Genomic DNA, 16,476 nt, shown 5'->3' on the forward strand with positions numbered 1-16,476 from the left:
CGAGGGAAGGGCACCGATGACCGGCTGCCGGTCGAAGGTGCCCTTCCCTCGCAAAAATCAGCCGAATGGGAGCCGCAGCTGCGGCAAGGGGATGTGCTGGCGGTCGGCCTCTGCGCCTGCGGGATCCTGGAACGCGGCGGGCGGAATCCAGCTCGTCACGTGATGGGCCCATCCCAACAACTCATCGACCGTGTCCGGTCGGAAGAGTTGACGGCTGGTCCAGAACATCACTTTTCGACCTGACAGCCGGAAAAGGGGCTTGCTGGGCACCTTCAATCCGGCGAAGTTGCTGAACGACTGGTACAGCCAGTGCAGGCGTTCCGGGGTTACCACGGCTTGCACGTATCCCGGGCTGGCTCCGGAAATGCTGTACGTAAACGCATCCGTCGATCGGCTCGGATCACCGATCTGCACGGTCGCGATCGGCTCCCCCTGGGAATTCCCCTTGGAACGGCCGAAGCCGAGCAGCCCCAGCAGCCCGCCTTGCTTTTCGCGCCGCTGGTGGACCAGGAGCTCCGGGACCGGCGATGGCAGCTCCAGCACCGCAACGCTGGTCATAGACGTGGCAGTGCCAGACTTCGACGTGGTGACCTGCCGGTCGGTAGTGGTCGAAAAGTACGAACCAGTCGTAGCCGTGTACTTGTACGAGTTCGCGATCTGCACCACCAGCGCTGGCATGCCTTCGTAGAAACCCGTGAGCAACAGCGGAATCGCCCGCTGCTCATAGTCGTGGAATGGCGGCCCGGACAGCTGGTTAAGAACGCCCTCCGGCAGATCCCGCGCGATCCGCCAACCACGCTGCTCCGCCCACTGCTGGAACGGATCACCCACCATCGGAGGCTGAATCGGCTGCGAATGCGGCTGCCCCGGCATCGGTTGCTGCCACGGCTGCTGTCCAGGTTGGTTCATCCCGCCTCCCATCACCGCCGCACACGGTAGCCGCCAAGCGCCCACCAACCAACAACGCCTGATCAGGTGGCGAGGTGAGGGGCACCCTTGAGCGGCACAGCCACCCAAGGGTGCCTCTCACCTCGAACGGGATCGTCTGGAGGCTCCTCGCGGAGATGGTGTCGCCCGGCCGGCTGGTCGTCCGCACAGGCGGATTCGTCGGGGTCGGATTCGGGGAACCTCGGTGGTACCTCGGGGAATTCGTGGTCGACGCGGCGCTGTCCGGCGATGCGGGGTTCGGCGTTCTCGGCTTCGATGTCGGCGATGAGATTCCAGACGGTGTAGTCGCCTTCGCCGCCTCCGGCATGCTGACCCGCCGCGAACCCGATGCGCCATCCCGGTAGGTGCTGGGCGAGCATTGTGAAGATCAGCAGGTTGAACAGGACGAACGTACAGAACTGGATCCAGAACACGGTGGCGCTCCTTCGGATGGGCGAGAGTGCGTCAAGGGCAGGGGCGAATCGTGAGGCTGTGCCAGCAGTCCATGCACGTGTCCTCACGGATCCAGTCCACTTCGGACCGATCATGCAGCTCCGCCGCGTTCGCTTCCGCACCGCAAAACGCCACCACCTGGTCGCTTGCCGGGACTTTCGTTGCTGCGATAGGGAAAGCGTGACGACCTCCGGTGACCGGGCGCCAGACGTAAGTCAGGTAGTCGGACATAAACAACCTCCATTACCGAAAAACACAGCTCTGTTTGGGGCCGGTGGCCGGGCGCACGGGGAGGGGGCGTTCACGCGCCCGGCCACCAGGGGTGGGCCGGCGTGGTGGAGGTCGGGGAAAGTCACCACACCGGCCCGGTTTGAAGGCCCGCCCCGCCGTTGACCTGTGAGAAACCCGGCGGGACGGGCTGCCGGACTCCGTGACTAGCGCCACGCATCTATCCGACGATTGAATCGTATCCCACGTAATTACGTGAGATCGATACTTCGAAAGTGTGGATCTACGTACTGAGCTGACGAAGGATGAGGCAGGATGTAGGCAACCGACCACCGACGGAGGTACGCATGGCCGAGAATTCGCACGAGGAGCCCGGTTTCCAAGCCGATGACGGTCTTGAGTTCGGACCGACTCTGCGCAGGCGGCAGCTCGGCCGAAAGCTGCGAAATTACCGCGAACAAGCCGGACGCAAGGTGGCTGAGGCCGCCAAGTACGCCGGCTTGCGTGACGCGACGGTAAGTCGCATCGAAAACGGCCGCCACGCCATCAGGCCGGGCAATGTCCGGCTCTTGTGCCAGTTCTACGGCGTCGGCGCACCGACCGTGGACACTCTCGTACGTCAGGCTGAGGATTCGAACGATCGCGGTTGGTGGACAGCGTTCTCAGATACCCTGGAGGACTGGTTCGAGACCTACGTTGACTTGGAAAGCGATGTGCGCGAGCTACTCACATACAGCCCGACGCTCGTCGATGGCCTGCTGCAGACGCCGGACTACGCCCTGGCAGTCATGCAGGGTGGTTGGCCCGAAGTGACCAAGGCCGAGCTTCATCGGTCGGTCGAACTCCGGCAGGCACGGCAGGAAAGACTCCATCAGCAAGGTTCGACGAAGCAGCTTCACGTCGTGTTCGACGAATCGGTCGTCCGCAGGGTCGTCGGTGGCCCCGACACCATGCGAGGACAACTTGAGTCGTTGGTCGAGTCGGCGGCAAAGCCGAACATCACGATCCAAGTGATCCCGTTCTCTGCTGGCGCACACGCGGGCATGAAGGGCGCCTTCTCCGTCCTTCGGTTCCCCGCAGGATTCGAGGACATGAACTCGGTGTACCTCGAAAACCGGCGTGGAGCGGTGTGGCAGGAACGACCCAACGATGTGGATCACTACAGCGGCGTCTTCAAGAAAGCAAGCGAGCAAGCTCTGTCGGCTGAGGAAACCGTTGAGCTCATGGATAGCCTGGTTAAGCACCTGTGAGGAACCAGGCTAGGGAGAAGTATTAGATGATCGACTTTTCTGGCGCCGCCTGGCGCAAGAGCAGTCGGAGTGGCGACACAGGCCAGTGCGTCGAGTTGGCTCAGAACCTGCCCGGCGTCTCTGCCGTCCGTGACTCGAAGGCCCCGGAACAGGGCGCCCTGGTGTTCACCAAAGCCCAACTCCAGGCGTTCCTGACCACCGTCAAATCAGGCCAGCTCGACCTCTGACACTGGACGAAAAGCGCCCCATCCCGGCACCGAGCCGGGATGGGGCGTTGTCATCGGAGGAACAGACGAACGCCCTGCCTGGAGAGAGCAAGCCAAGGACACTCGGTCAGCCACAGGTCGAGCCCCAAAGTGCTGTCACTTCGGCAACCTCGGGGCAACCATCTCGGCCACCCGGAGTGCATCGGCGCACGGGTCATTGGTCTTGCCAGTTTCCGGGCGGGTGTAGGTCACCTGAACGGTCACCGTCGCGCCACCCGCTTCGAGGATCTGACGACACACGCCCTTGCCGGTCGAGCCGCTCGTGATCCCCAAAAGTCCCTTACGGCCCGCAACGGTGTTGGACTCGAGCTTGTCGAAGTTGCCTCGCCTGGATTCCCAGGAAGCCATATCGTCCTTCTCAGCCTTGGTGAGCCCCAGGATGAAGGGGTCGCCCATGAACTGGCAGCCCACGTCCCCGATGCCCTGGTCCGCATCCTCTTTTTCCTCCGAGTCGACGCCGAAGGACCTCATCTCCTCGGGCGTCAGCACGGTGCACGGATCGAAGCTCACCAGCGCCGAGGACGTCGCCGCCTCGCTAGTCGGCATGGTCGGGGAGCCGTCTCCCGCGCATCCGGCGAGGAGGAGCCCGGCGGTAGCGAGCACGCCGAAGGTGGCCGCGGATTGTGTCGTCGTTCGCATGGGCCTCATCGAATCAGATCTAGCGCTCAAGGTTGCGGGCATTCTCGTCATCGGTGTTCTGCATCCCCCGAGCGGAGTCTCGGTACGCCTGGGCCATGCCGTAAAGGATCTCCTGAGCCTTCCGCACGATGGCGATTAAGCCGAACTCGGGGTGCTCGACCTTGTCGGCGAACTTCTGTTCCAGCTGACGGCCAATGAAGCAGTCCCCGTAGGCGTTCCTCGCGATAAGGTTGTCCGCGTTAGCAATTCTGTAACCGAGCTTGTCGGCCGTGCCCTCGTAGACCTTGGCGACCCGCTCGGCGGCCTCGGGGTCCATCACGAGTTGCCCGGAATCCACGGCTGCCCGTAAGCCCTGCGCCTGTTGTTGTAAGTCGCCGATCTGCCCTGCCGCACCCTCGAAACCAGTCGCCCCTGTCACGGCGCGCACCTCCCCGTCCCCTTCTGAACTTCCCAAAGAGGGACCGTATCGAAGACGCGGACACGCAGGGCCAACTTTGACAATCAGCGTGCGACGTGATCTCAGCCAATGGAGCTGCCTCTCCTATTGGCTCTGCCACACGGAGAAGGGCCCCTGTCCGGAGGAGTCGGACAGGGGCCCTTTGGTCAACCAGCTAACTTCAGCGGTAGTCGCGGCCGAAGTCGTAGTCGTCCAGCGGAACCGCCGCACCGGTGCCGGTGCCGAACACATCCGGGGTGTAGTAGCTGTCGTCGTAGGACGGGATCGCGTACGCCGCGGCCCGCGCCTCCTCCGTCGGCTGCACCTGGATGTTGCGGTACCGGTTGATGCCCGTACCAGCCGGAATCAACTTACCGATGATCACGTTCTCCTTCAGGCCGACCAGCTTGTCACTCGCGCCCTCGATCGCGGCGTTCGTGAGGATGCGGGTCGTCTCCTGGAAAGAGGCCGCCGACAGCCACGAATCGGTGGCCAGCGACGCCTTGGTGATGCCCATCAGGACCGGGCGGCCGGAAGCCGGGTCGCTGCCCTCGGCGACGACGCGGCGGTTCTCCGCCTCGAACTGCGAGCGCTCGACCGGCGAACCGGGCAGGAACTCGGTGGCACCCGAGTCGATGATGATGACCCGGCGCAGCATCTGGCGGACGATGACCTCGACGTGCTTGTCGTGGATGCCCACACCCTGCGACCGGTACACCTCCTGCACCTCGCGAACCAGGTGCAGCTGGGCCTCGCGCGGGCCCATCACGCGCAGCACCTCGTGCGGGTCGACCGCACCTTCCAGCAGCTGCTGGCCGACCTCGATGTGGTCGCCGTCGGCGACCTGCCGCTCGGTGCCGTCGACCGAGATCGCCGCGAGCCGCTGCCGCTTGGACAGCTTGTCGTAGACGATCTCCTCGCCGCCGTCGTCCGGAATGATCGTGATCTTCCAGTAGCGGTCGTTGTCCTCCAGCCGGATCCGGCCCGAGGTATCGGCGATCGGCGCCTTGCCCTTCGGGACCCGGGCCTCGAACAGCTCCTGGACACGCGGCAGACCGGTGGTGATGTCGTCACCGGCGACGCCGCCCTGGTGGAACGTACGCATCGTCAGCTGCGTACCGGGTTCACCGATCGACTGGGCGGCGACGATGCCGACGGCCTCGCCGACGTCCACCAGCTTGCCGGTGGCCATCGAACGGCCGTAGCAGACCGCGCAGACGCCGACGCCGGACTCACAGGTCAGGACGCTGCGGACCTTGACCTTGGTGACGTTGGCGGCGAGCAGCTTCTCGATCGCCGGGTCACCCAGGTCCGAACCGCGGGCGAGCACGATGTTGCCGTCGGAGTCGGTGACGTCGTCGGCCGTGGTGCGGGCGTAGACGCTGGTCTCCACGTGCGCGTCGCGCAGGAGCTTGCCATCGTCCAGCAGCTCCGCGATCGGCATCCGGATGCCGCGCTCGGTGCCGCAGTCGGTCTCGCGGACGATGACGTCCTGCGAGACGTCCACCAGACGACGGGTCAGGTAACCCGAGTCGGCGGTCCGCAGCGCGGTGTCGGCGAGACCCTTGCGGGCACCGTGGTTGGAGATGAAGTACTCCAGCACGGACAGGCCCTCGCGGAAGTTCGCCTTGATCGGGCGCGGGATGTACTCACCCTTCGGGTTCGACACCAGACCACGCATACCGGCCAGCTGGACGACCTGGGTCATGTTACCGGCGGCCCCGGACTTCACGATCATGCTGATCGAGTTGTCCTCCGGGAAGTTCGCCTCCATGGCCTCGGCGACCTCGTCCTTGGCGGCCGTCCAGACCTTGACCAGCTCCGCGTTGCGCTCCTGGTAGGACAGCGCACCGCGGCGGTACCGCTTCTCGACCTGGTCGGCCTTGGCCTCGTAGTTGTCCAGGATCTCGGTCTTGGCCGGTGGCACCACCACGTCGGTGATCGACACCGTCACCCCGGAACGGGTCGCCCAGTGGAAACCGGCGTCCTTGAGCTTGTCCAGGGTCTGCGCCACGGTGACCATCGGGTACCGCTCGGCCAGGTCGTTGACGATCGCGGCCTGCCGCTTCTTCGGCAGCAGGTCATCGACGAATGGGTAGTCCTCGGGCAGCAGCTCGTTGAACCAGACCCGGCCGAGGGTGGTCTCGGCCAGCCACGGCTGACCGGGCTCCCAGCCCTCCGGCAGCTGGGCCTTGTTCGGCACCACATCGCGCAGCCGGATCTTGATCGTGGCCTGCAGGTCCAGCACCCCGCGGTCGAAGGCCATGATGGCCTCGCCGACCGAGGAGAACGCCAGGCCCTCGCCCTTGGCGCCGTCCACCTGACGGGTCAGGTGGTAGAGGCCGGTGACCATGTCCAGACGCGGCATGGCCAGCGGCCGACCGGAGGCCGGCGACAGGATGTTGTTGCTGGACAGCATCAGGATCCGGGCCTCGGCCTGGGCCTCGGCCGACAGCGGCAGGTGCACCGCCATCTGGTCACCGTCGAAGTCCGCGTTGAACGCCTCGCAGACCAGCGGGTGCAGCTGGATGGCCTTGCCTTCCACCAGCTGCGGCTCGAAGGCCTGGATGCCGAGGCGGTGCAGCGTGGGAGCACGGTTGAGCAGCACCGGGTGCTCGGCGATGACCTCTTCCAGCACGTCCCAAACCTGCGGGCGCTGGCGCTCCACCATCCGCTTCGCGGACTTGATGTTCTGCGCGTGGTTGAGGTCGACCAGCCGCTTCATGACGAACGGCTTGAACAGCTCGACCGCCATTTCCTTCGGCAGACCGCACTGGTGCAGCTTCAGCTGCGGGCCGACCACGATGACCGAACGGCCGGAGTAGTCGACGCGCTTGCCGAGCAGGTTCTGGCGGAACCGGCCCTGCTTGCCCTTGAGCAGGTCGGACAGCGACTTCAGCGGCCGGTTGCCCGGGCCGGTGACCGGACGCCCGCGACGGCCGTTGTCGAACAGCGCGTCCACGGACTCCTGCAGCATCCGCTTCTCGTTGTTGACGATGATCTCGGGAGCCCCGAGGTCGATCAGTCGCTTGAGGCGGTTGTTGCGGTTGATCACCCGGCGGTACAGGTCGTTGAGGTCGGAGGTGGCGAAGCGGCCACCGTCCAGCTGCACCATCGGACGCAGGTCCGGCGGGATGACCGGCACGCAGTTGAGCACCATGCCGCTCGGGTCGTTGCCGGTGGCCTGGAAGGCCGCCACGACCTTGAGCCGCTTGAGGGCGCGCAGCTTCTTCTGGCCCTTGCCGCTGCGGATGGTCTCGCGCAGCAGCTCGGCCTCGGCGCCGATGTCGAAGGTCGACAGCAGCAGCTGGATGGCCTCGGCACCCATGCCGCCGGTGAAGTACTCGCCGTACCGGTCGTAGAGCTCGCGGTACAGCATCTCGTCGGGGATGAGCTGGCGGGGCTCCAGCTTGGTGAAGGTCTCCCAGATCTCGTCGAGCTTGTCGAGCTCGCGCTGCGCGCGGTCGCGCAGCTGCTTCATCTCGCGCTCGGCGCCTTCCTTGACCTTGCGGCGCTGGTCGCTCTTGGCGCCTTCGGCTTCGAGCGCGGCCAGGTCGGCCTCGAGCTTCTGGGCCCGGGCCTCCAGGTCGGCGTCGCGCTGGTCGGCGACGCGCTTGCGCTCGACGCTGATCTCGCTCTCCAGCGTCGACAGGTCGTTGTGCCGCATCTCGGTGTTCACCGAGGTGATCACGTAGGCGGCGAAGTAGATGATCTTCTCGAGGTCCTTGGGGGCCAGGTCGAGCAGGTAGCCCAGCCGGGACGGGACGCCCTTGAAGTACCAGATGTGGGTCACGGCGGCGGCGAGCTCGATGTGGCCCATCCGCTCACGACGCACCTTGGCGCGGGTGACCTCGACGCCGCAGCGCTCGCAGATGATGCCCTTGAAGCGGACCCGCTTGTACTTGCCGCAGTAGCACTCCCAGTCCCGGGTCGGACCGAAGATCTTCTCGCAGAAGAGCCCGTCCTTCTCCGGCTTCAGGGTGCGGTAGTTGATGGTCTCGGGCTTCTTTACCTCGCCGTACGACCACTGGCGGATGTCGTCGGCCGTAGCGAGGCCGATGCGGAGTTCATCGAAGAAGTTGACGTCAAGCACGTCGGGTCTTCTCCCTTGATCGAAAGGTTCTGCCCGTTGTCGGCAGCGGTGCCAGGTTTGGGTCGGACGCCGGTCCGCGAGATCTCCTCCCGCGGACCGGCGGCGAGGTTCAGTGCGCGAGGTCGTCGACCGAGGCCGACTCGTTGCGGGACAGGTTGATGCCGAGGTTGGCCGCGGCACGCTCCAGGTCCTCGTCCTCGCTGTCGCGCATCTCGATGGCCGCACCGTCGCTGGAGAGCACCTCGACGTTCAGGCACAGCGACTGGAGCTCCTTCAGCAACACCTTGAAGGACTCCGGGATGCCCGGCTCGGGGATGTTCTCGCCCTTGACGATCGCCTCGTAGACCTTGACGCGGCCGACCACGTCGTCGGACTTGATGGTCAACAGCTCCTGCAGCGTGTAGGCGGCGCCGTAGGCCTGCATGGCCCAGCACTCCATCTCACCGAAGCGCTGGCCACCGAACTGCGCCTTACCGCCCAGCGGCTGCTGGGTGATCATCGAGTACGGGCCGGTCGACCGGGCGTGGATCTTGTCGTCCACCAGGTGCGACAGCTTGAGGATGTACATGTACCCGACGGCGATCGGGTACGGGTACGGCTCCCCGCTGCGGCCGTCGAACAGCTGCGCCTTGCCGTCGGCGCCCACCATGCGCTCACCGTCGCGGTTCGGCCTGGTGGAGGCGAGCAGACCGGTGATCTCCTCCTCCCGCGCACCGTCGAAGACGGGGCTGGCGGTGTTGGTGCCCGGTTCCACCTCGTAGAGGTCGTCGGGCAGGCGCTTGGCCCACTCGGCGTCCCCGTCGATGGACCAGCCCTGCGAGGCGATCCAGCCCAGGTGCGTCTCCAGCACCTGGCCGATGTTCATCCGTCGCGGCACACCGTGGGTGTTCAGGATGATGTCGACCGGGGTGCCGTCCGACAGGAACGGCATGTCCTCGGCGGGCAGGATCTTGCCGATGACGCCCTTGTTGCCGTGGCGGCCGGCGAGCTTGTCGCCGTCCTGGATCTTGCGCTTCTGCGCGACGTAGACCCGCACCAGCTGGTTGACGCCCGGGGGCAGCTCGTCGTCGTCCTCGCGGTTGAACACGCGGACGCCGATGACCTTGCCGGTCTCGCCGTGCGGCACCTTCAGCGAAGTGTCGCGGACCTCGCGGGCCTTCTCGCCGAAGATCGCGCGCAGCAGCCGCTCTTCCGGGGTCAGCTCGGTCTCGCCCTTCGGGGTGACCTTGCCGACCAGGATGTCGCCGCCCTGCACCTCGGCACCGATGCGGATGATGCCGCGCTCGTCGAGGTCGGCCAGCACGTCGTCGGAGACGTTCGGGATGTCCCGGGTGATCTCCTCGGCACCGAGCTTGGTGTCGCGCGCGTCGACCTCGTGCTCCTCGATGTGGATCGAGGTGAGCACGTCGTCCTGCACCAGGCGCTGGGACAGGATGATCGCGTCCTCGTAGTTGTGCCCCTCCCACGGCATGATCGCGACGAGCAGGTTCTTGCCCAGCGCCATCTCGCCGTCTTCGGTGCACGGCCCGTCCGCGATGACCTGCCCGACCTCGACCCGGTCGCCCTCGTTGACGATCGGCTTCTGGTTGATGCAGGTGCCGTGGTTGGACCGGGAGAACTTCTGCATCCGGTACGACCGGCGAGTGCCGTCATCGGCCATCACCGTGATGTAGTCGGCGCACAGCTCCTCGACCACACCGGCCTTCTCGGCGGTGATCACGTCACCGGCGTCGACCGCGGCGCGCAGCTCCATGCCGGTGCCCACCAGCGGCGACTCGCTGCGCAGCAGCGGCACCGCCTGGCGCTGCATGTTCGCACCCATCAGGGCGCGGTTGGCGTCGTCGTGCTCCAGGAACGGGATCATCGCGGTCGCGGCGGAGACCATCTGCCGCGGCGAGACGTCCATGTAGTCGATCTCGGTCGGTGCGAGCAGCTCGACCTCGCCGCCCTTGCGTCGACCCAGCACGCGCTCGTCGATGAAGTTGCCGTCCTCGTCGATCGGCGCGTTGGCCTGCGCCTTGACGTAGCGGTCCTCTTCGTCGGCGGTCAGGTAGTCGATCTGGTCGGTGACCCGGCCGTCGACGACCTTGCGGTACGGCGTCTCGATGAAGCCGAACGGGTTGATCCGCGCGAAGGTCGCCAGCGAGCCGATCAGACCGATGTTCGGGCCTTCCGGCGTCTCGATCGGGCACATCCGGCCGTAGTGCGACGGGTGCACGTCGCGGACCTCCATGCCCGCGCGCTCGCGGGACAGACCGCCCGGGCCGAGCGCGTTCAGCCGACGCTTGTGCGTCAGGCCCGCGATCGGGTTGGTCTGGTCCATGAACTGCGAGAGCTGCGAGGTTCCGAAGAACTCCCGGATCGCCGCCGTGATCGGGCGGATGTTGATCAGGGTCTGCGGGGTGATCGCCTCGACGTCCTGGGTGGTCATCCGCTCCCGGACGACCCGCTCCATGCGGGACAGGCCGACCCGGACCTGGTTCTGGATCAGCTCGCCCACGGTGCGGATGCGCCGGTTGCCGAAGTGGTCGATGTCGTCGACCTCGACCGGCACGGTCGCGCCTTCGCCCTGACCGCGCGCGGGCATCTCGGTCTCGGCGGCGTGCAGCCGGACCAGATACTCGATCGTGGTGACGATGTCTTCCTCGGTGAGCACGCCGACTTCGTACGGCTCGCCCATGCCGAGCTTCTTGTTGACCTTGTAGCGGCCGACGCGGGCGAGGTCGTAGCGCTTCTCCTTGAAGAACAGGTTCTCCAGGAGCGTCTGCGCGCTCTCCTTCGTCGGCGGTTCGCCCGGGCGCAGCTTGCGGTAGATGTCCAGCAGCGCTTCGTCCGTGCCGGCGGTGTGGTCCTTCTCCAGGGTCGCCATCAGGGTCTCGGAGAAGCCGAACCGCTCGCGGATTGCCTCGGCCGACCAGCCCAGCGCCTTCAGCAGCACGGTGACCGGCTGGCGGCGCTTGCGGTCGATGCGGACGCCGACGGTGTCGCGCTTGTCGACGTCGAACTCCAGCCACGCACCGCGGCTGGGGATGATCTTGACGCTGAAGACGTCCTTGTCCGTGGTCTTGTCGACCGACTGGTCGAAGTAGACACCGGGGGAACGGACGAGCTGGGAGACCACGACCCGCTCGGTGCCGTTGATGATGAAGGTCCCCTTGTTGCTCATCATCGGGAAGTCACCCATGAACACCGTCTGGCTCTTGATCTCGCCAGTGGTGTGGTTGGTGAATTCCGCGGTGACGAACAGCGGGGCCGCATACGTCACGTCCTTGTCCTTGCACTCCTCGACGGAGGCCTTGACCTCGTCGAAGCGTGGGTCGGAGAAAGACAGCGACATCGATCCGGAGAAGTCCTCGATCGGGGAGATCTCGTTCAGGACCTCCTCAAGACCGCCAACCGGATTCTCCTCGCCGGCGTCGACCCGGCGCTGGAACCAGGCCTCGTTACCGACAAGCCATTCGAAGGACTGGATCTGAAGGTCTAGCAGGTTCGGCACGTTCAACGGCTCGCGAATGTTCGCGAACGAGACCCGCTTGGGTGCCCCAGGGATCCCCGACGTGTAGTTGGAAGCTGCAGAGACCTTGGTCGCGCGGGAGACTGCCAAGATGCGTCCTTCCGGGACTCTGAACTGGCTACAGCCGCGTCAGCGAAAGGTGCCCGGCGAATGCGACCGACGGGGTCCGTATCCGCTGTCACACTCCGCTAGCACAGCTGTCAAGGGTGCAATGGCGCCCACGATCCTACGGTCCGGTGCAGGACAGACGGAAAGAGGGCAGCGCAAAGTAGCAGTCTAGCCGGAATCACGCCAGCTGTCGAGGGGGCACACCGATGGCGGCCCAGCCCCGCGTCGAGCACCAGAGTGAACCCGCGCGCGCCGCCAGTCAAGAGATCACGCTTCGATCACCCTCGTGGCGCAAAACACGATCACCGGCCGTGATCGTCGGTGACCTGCTTTTGCCTGGTCAGCATGGTTACCTTCAGGTAACTTCCGGCACTCCGGAGCGACACTCGCGACACCCATGCGAACGGCCCTTGCGGGCATCCCGGGCATCGGCCCAGGGGTGACGAGCACCTCAACACGCGGGGTCGGCGTCTCTATTCCCGGGACGACTGAAGCCGAACGGAGTCATTCCCGCGAAGCCGCTCTCGATCATTAACGCCTTGTGCTCACATCGACACCAGCTGTCATCGGGATCGCGGAATTCGATCTCCGAATTCCCGATCTCGACCGAGAGGACGATTTGCGCTCGGCCACCCGGCGTGCCGAGAACGGCGCTCGCCGCGATCGACACCGATTACCCGGGTTGCCGGCCAATTCCACCACTTTCGCCGCGGTGGCCGTTTTCGCCCCGGCTGAGCGATCGGCGCGAATCCCGCCCCAAGCGTCCGCGGTTGCACCTGCGGCCGCGACCCCGGGGCGACACCGGGCCGGCGCGGCTCGACGCGCCGGTGGGCGTCGTCGCACCTGGCACCCGGCTCGTCCTATATGGACACCCGCGGGACGAGCACGGACCGCGCAGGGGGGGCCACACCCGACCAACGGGAACGGCGACCACGACGACGTCCGCGGCGGGGACTACGGCGTCAGCCGACTCGCACCGCAGCCGACCGACCTCGAGGCTGTCGTTGCCACTTTGTGGTAGGCGTGAGTATTAATGGTTGCAGGAACAACAACTGTCCTCCCGGGCCGAGCACTTTCTCCCGTCGCGACGATGCGACGGATGTTGCCGGTGGGCACAACTGCCAATCGGCACGATCTCAGGTGACGCACGTGGACTACTCGACGACCGCGTCCGCCGGTAGCGTGATACGCCCCACCGCGCCCCGACGCATACCCCCGGTGGGCAGGCCACAGGAGAACGAACCGATGACAGACGACCGCGCGAACGAGCGGTTCAGCGGGCTGCAGCGTTGGAAAGGGGGGCCGGAACGCAGCGGCTCCAGCTCCAGCTGGTTCTCCGGCGAGCAGGACGCCGTCACGCACCAACCCCGGCAACCCCCGCAAACCCCGGAAGCGGCGGCACCGGAACCCCCGCGCAGCGCCGAGCAGCGCTACGCCGACGCCGTCGCGGCGATGAACAAGATCGTCACCACCCTGGACTTCGACCAGCTGCCCTGGGTCACCGAGGTGCTCCGCGCCACCGCCGGCGTGCTACACGAAACCGACCCGGCGCGCGCGGGCGTGCTCAACAACCTGGGCAGCGCGGCACAGCTGACGCACCTGCGCAGCGGCGCACTGGCCGACCTCGAAGAAGCGATCTCCCACTACCGGTCGGCGACGGCTGCGGCGCACAGCAGCGACAACGACCGGATGCTCTATCAGTGCAACCTCGCGCTGGCTCTCACCGACCTGGCGGGCAAGACCGGCAGCGCCACCGCCGCCGCGGAGAGCGCGCAGGTCGCGCGGGAGGCCGTCGGGCAGACTCCGCGCCGCGACCAGCGGCGGGCGATGGCACTGGTCCGGCTCGCCAACGCGTTGAAGCTGCACGCCCTGCTGGCCGACGCGCCGGAGTCTGACGACGAGTCGATCGACGTGTTCCGGGAGGCCGTCCGGATCTCCCCGGCGAACGACCCGACGACCTCCGAGCTGCTGATCAACCTCGGGGCGGCGCTGCTGCGCCGGTTCGAGCGGGGCGGCTCGTCCGAAGACCTGGACGAGGGCATCAAGCACCTCGGGTCCGGCGCGGGAGCTCTCGCCGACGGCGAACCCCGGCGCGCCGCCCTTTGCCATCTGGCGAACGCGCTGCGGCTGCGGTTCCAGCAGAACGGGGACCTGACCGACCTCAACTCGGCGATCAGCGAGCTGATCGGCGTGCTCGGGGTGCTCGACGGCGGGAATCCGCTGCTCGGCACGGCGGTGTGGCACCTCGCCGCGGCCACCGTCGAGCACGTGGACGCCACCGGCGAGGCCAGCCAGCTGCGCCGCGTGCTGCGGCCGATCGCCCCGGCGGTGCGCGCGATGTCGCCCGACGACCCGAGCCGCGCGGTCGCCCTCACCGGTTACGCGACCCTGCTGCGCAGGCACTTCCTGCACGGCGCGGAGGCCAAGGTGCTGGACACCGCGGTCACCGCTGGGGACGCAGGGTTGGAGGCGGCGGCCGGCGACCAGCGCGACGCGGTGTTGAACTCGCTGATCAGCACGCTGATCAGCCGCTTCGAGCACCACGGCGACAGCGCCGACCTGGACCGGGCCGCCGAACTCGCGCGCGAGGCCTTGAAGGGCGACGTGGCCGCGCGGCCCGCGGCCTGGACGCAGCTCGGCATCGTGTCGGCGCACCGGTTCCGGACGAGCGCCAAGACGCGGGACATCGAGGCCGCGATCGAGCTGTTCGACCAGGCGCTCATCGCGATACCGCAGAACGCGCACTCCCGCGCGGGAGTGGCGATCCACCTCGGTCGCGCGCTGCAGACGCTCTACCAGCGCACCTCCCGCCGCCGGTACTACCGGTGGGCACGCAAGGTGCTGATGGAGGCGGCCGAGCAGCCCAACGCCCCTGCCGACCAGCGGCTTCGGGCGGCGGGACTGGCGGGCCGGATCTGCGCACAGGCGCACCGGTGGCCGGAGGCGCTGGAGTCGTTCGAGCTCGCGGTCGACCTGCTGCCGCTGGTCACGCGCGGCAAGCGGGTCGTCGCGTCGCCGACCGCGCAGCAGCGGTGGGCGTCGATCGCGGCGGACGCCGCGGCGTGCGCGTTGGAGAACGGCGAGCCCGAGCGGGCCGTGGAACTGCTGGAGCACGGGCAGACGGCGATCCTGGCGGACTTCCTGCCGACCGGCGGGGAACTAGGCGCGCTGCACCGCTCCCACCCGGACCTCGCGGACGAGGTGGTCCGGTTGCGGAGGCTGCTGGACCGCCCGGCGGACGAACCGGTGCTCACCGGGTCCGACGACCGGATGCGGCTGGCGCGCACGTGGGACGAGCTGGTCGCGGAGATCCGCGCCGTGCAGCCGAGGCATCTGCTGCGCACGCCGTTCGCGGAGCTGGCCACCGCGGCGCAGGACGGTTCCGCGGTGCTGGTCAACCTCAGCCGCTACCGGTCGGACGCGCTGGTGATCATCGCGGGGCGGGTGCTGACCGTGCCGCTGCCGAACGCCGATCCGGAAACCGCGGCCGAGCGCGCGGCCGACCTGCTGGCCGCCGCGCAGGAGGACGACCACGGGACGCTGTCCGACGCCCTCGACTGGACCTGGGACCGCATCGCGCGGCCGGTCCTGGATCGGATGGGCTATCTGCGCGAGCCGGAGCTCGGCGCCCGGTGGCCCAGGGTGTGGTGGAGCGCCCTCGGCGCGATGGCGTTCCTGCCGGTGCACGCGGCGACCGCGCGAACCGGCGAGTCCACTTTGGACCGGGTTGTGTCGTCGTACACCCCGACGTTGGGCTGCCTGCTCCGGGCGGGCAAGCGACCGGTGCCGACGGGCGGCACGGCCCTGGTCGCGGCCGGGTCGGCGCTGCAGGTCGGGCGGGAACTGCCGCCGCAGAACCAGGTTCTGGCGCAGCACTGGCCGTCGGCGGAAATCGTGTCGGTGGAGAGCACCAGCGCGGCGGAGATGCTGCAGGTGCTGCCGCAGCACCCGTGGCTGCACGTGTGCGAGCCGAGCTCCCAGTTCCCGGCGCAGCCGGCGGCGGGCCTGCTGCTGGACCGCGAGTCCCCGCAGCGGCCGCTGGGCCTGGTCGAGCTGGGCCAGGTGGCGCTCGACGAGGCGGAGTTCGGCTACCTCGGCCAGTGCGCGACGGCGGCGGATCCGCCGTGCGGGGCGGCGGTGTCGCTGCCGGGAGCACTGGGCTTCGCGGGCTTCACGCACGTCATCGGCACCCTGTGGGAGATCGACGAGGGCAGCGCGGTGCAGGTGCACGCGGACGTCTACGCGGCGGTGTTCGGCGGCGAGGAGTACGACACGGACGGCTCGGCCTACGCCCTGCACAACGCGGCCCGGAACCTCCGCGCCCGTTATCCGGAAGAGCACTGCCTCTGGTCAGCCCACGTCCACATCGGACCATGACGGCGTGCCGCTGCTTCAGCCGGCGGCGCGGACTTCGACGATCCGGTTCATTCCGCATCTTGGTCGACGAACAAGCGCTGAGTCGCCAGGTGGTCGTGAGTGCGAAAACCGGCTCAAACCCGCTTACGCACTCACGACACCGGGTCACCGATTGGGGTAGCGCTCAGCCCACTCTGCTTCGCGTC

The 16,476-nt window shown here is 67.3% G+C and carries 10 protein-coding genes; 3 read left to right on the plus strand and 7 right to left on the minus strand.

Going from position 1 to position 16,476, the window contains the following annotated elements:
- Positions 1-57 precede the first annotated feature (57 nt).
- The 3 genes from ACRXBZ_RS16575 to ACRXBZ_RS16585 form a co-directional block, all read right to left on the minus strand.
- On the minus strand, positions 58-909 hold the full coding sequence (locus ACRXBZ_RS16575) for a hypothetical protein (protein ID WP_433879864.1): 852 nt from the start codon (positions 907-909) through the stop codon (positions 58-60).
- Positions 910-971: 62 nt separating this feature from the next.
- Entirely contained in the window at positions 972-1,361 is a 390-nt protein-coding gene (locus ACRXBZ_RS16580; protein ID WP_433879865.1) for a hypothetical protein, read from the minus strand.
- 31 nt (positions 1,362-1,392) lie between these two features.
- Positions 1,393-1,611 (minus strand): HC3 family zinc finger protein, encoded by a 219-nt coding sequence (locus ACRXBZ_RS16585; RefSeq protein WP_433879866.1) that lies wholly within the window; start codon positions 1,609-1,611, stop codon positions 1,393-1,395.
- Positions 1,612-1,955: 344 nt separating this feature from the next.
- On the opposite strand from ACRXBZ_RS16585, the gene ACRXBZ_RS16590 reads away from it, so the two are divergent.
- Together ACRXBZ_RS16590 and ACRXBZ_RS16595 are read left to right on the plus strand one after the other, a co-directional pair.
- Entirely contained in the window at positions 1,956-2,858 is a 903-nt protein-coding gene (locus tag ACRXBZ_RS16590; protein WP_433879867.1) for a helix-turn-helix domain-containing protein, read from the plus strand.
- Between the two features lie 26 nt (positions 2,859-2,884).
- A complete protein-coding gene (locus tag ACRXBZ_RS16595; RefSeq protein WP_433879868.1) occupies positions 2,885-3,085 on the plus strand; it encodes a DUF397 domain-containing protein in 201 nt (66 codons plus the stop codon).
- Between the two features lie 135 nt (positions 3,086-3,220).
- On the opposite strand, the gene ACRXBZ_RS16600 is transcribed toward ACRXBZ_RS16595, so the two are convergent.
- From ACRXBZ_RS16600 to rpoB, 4 genes are all read right to left on the minus strand, one after another.
- Positions 3,221-3,763, minus strand: coding sequence for a DUF3558 domain-containing protein (locus tag ACRXBZ_RS16600; RefSeq protein ID WP_433879869.1), 543 nt, complete (start codon positions 3,761-3,763; stop codon positions 3,221-3,223).
- A gap of 19 nt (positions 3,764-3,782) precedes the next feature.
- Complete coding sequence (locus ACRXBZ_RS16605; RefSeq protein WP_433879870.1) at positions 3,783-4,181, minus strand: hypothetical protein; 399 nt, start codon at positions 4,179-4,181, stop codon at positions 3,783-3,785.
- Positions 4,182-4,380: 199 nt separating this feature from the next.
- Positions 4,381-8,292: a DNA-directed RNA polymerase subunit beta' gene (locus ACRXBZ_RS16610; protein ID WP_433879871.1), complete on the minus strand. Its 3,912-nt coding sequence runs from the start codon at positions 8,290-8,292 to the stop codon at positions 4,381-4,383.
- Between the two features lie 109 nt (positions 8,293-8,401).
- Entirely contained in the window at positions 8,402-11,896 is a 3,495-nt protein-coding gene (gene rpoB, locus ACRXBZ_RS16615) for a DNA-directed RNA polymerase subunit beta (protein ID WP_168585526.1), read from the minus strand.
- Between the two features lie 1,263 nt (positions 11,897-13,159).
- On the opposite strand from rpoB, the gene ACRXBZ_RS16620 reads away from it, so the two are divergent.
- Complete coding sequence (locus ACRXBZ_RS16620) at positions 13,160-16,291, plus strand: CHAT domain-containing protein (RefSeq protein ID WP_433879872.1); 3,132 nt, start codon at positions 13,160-13,162, stop codon at positions 16,289-16,291.
- Positions 16,292-16,476: the final 185 nt, after the last annotated feature.

This window comes from Saccharopolyspora hattusasensis, from assembly GCF_050972075.1.
Lineage (GTDB): Bacteria > Actinomycetota > Actinomycetes > Mycobacteriales > Pseudonocardiaceae > Saccharopolyspora > Saccharopolyspora hattusasensis.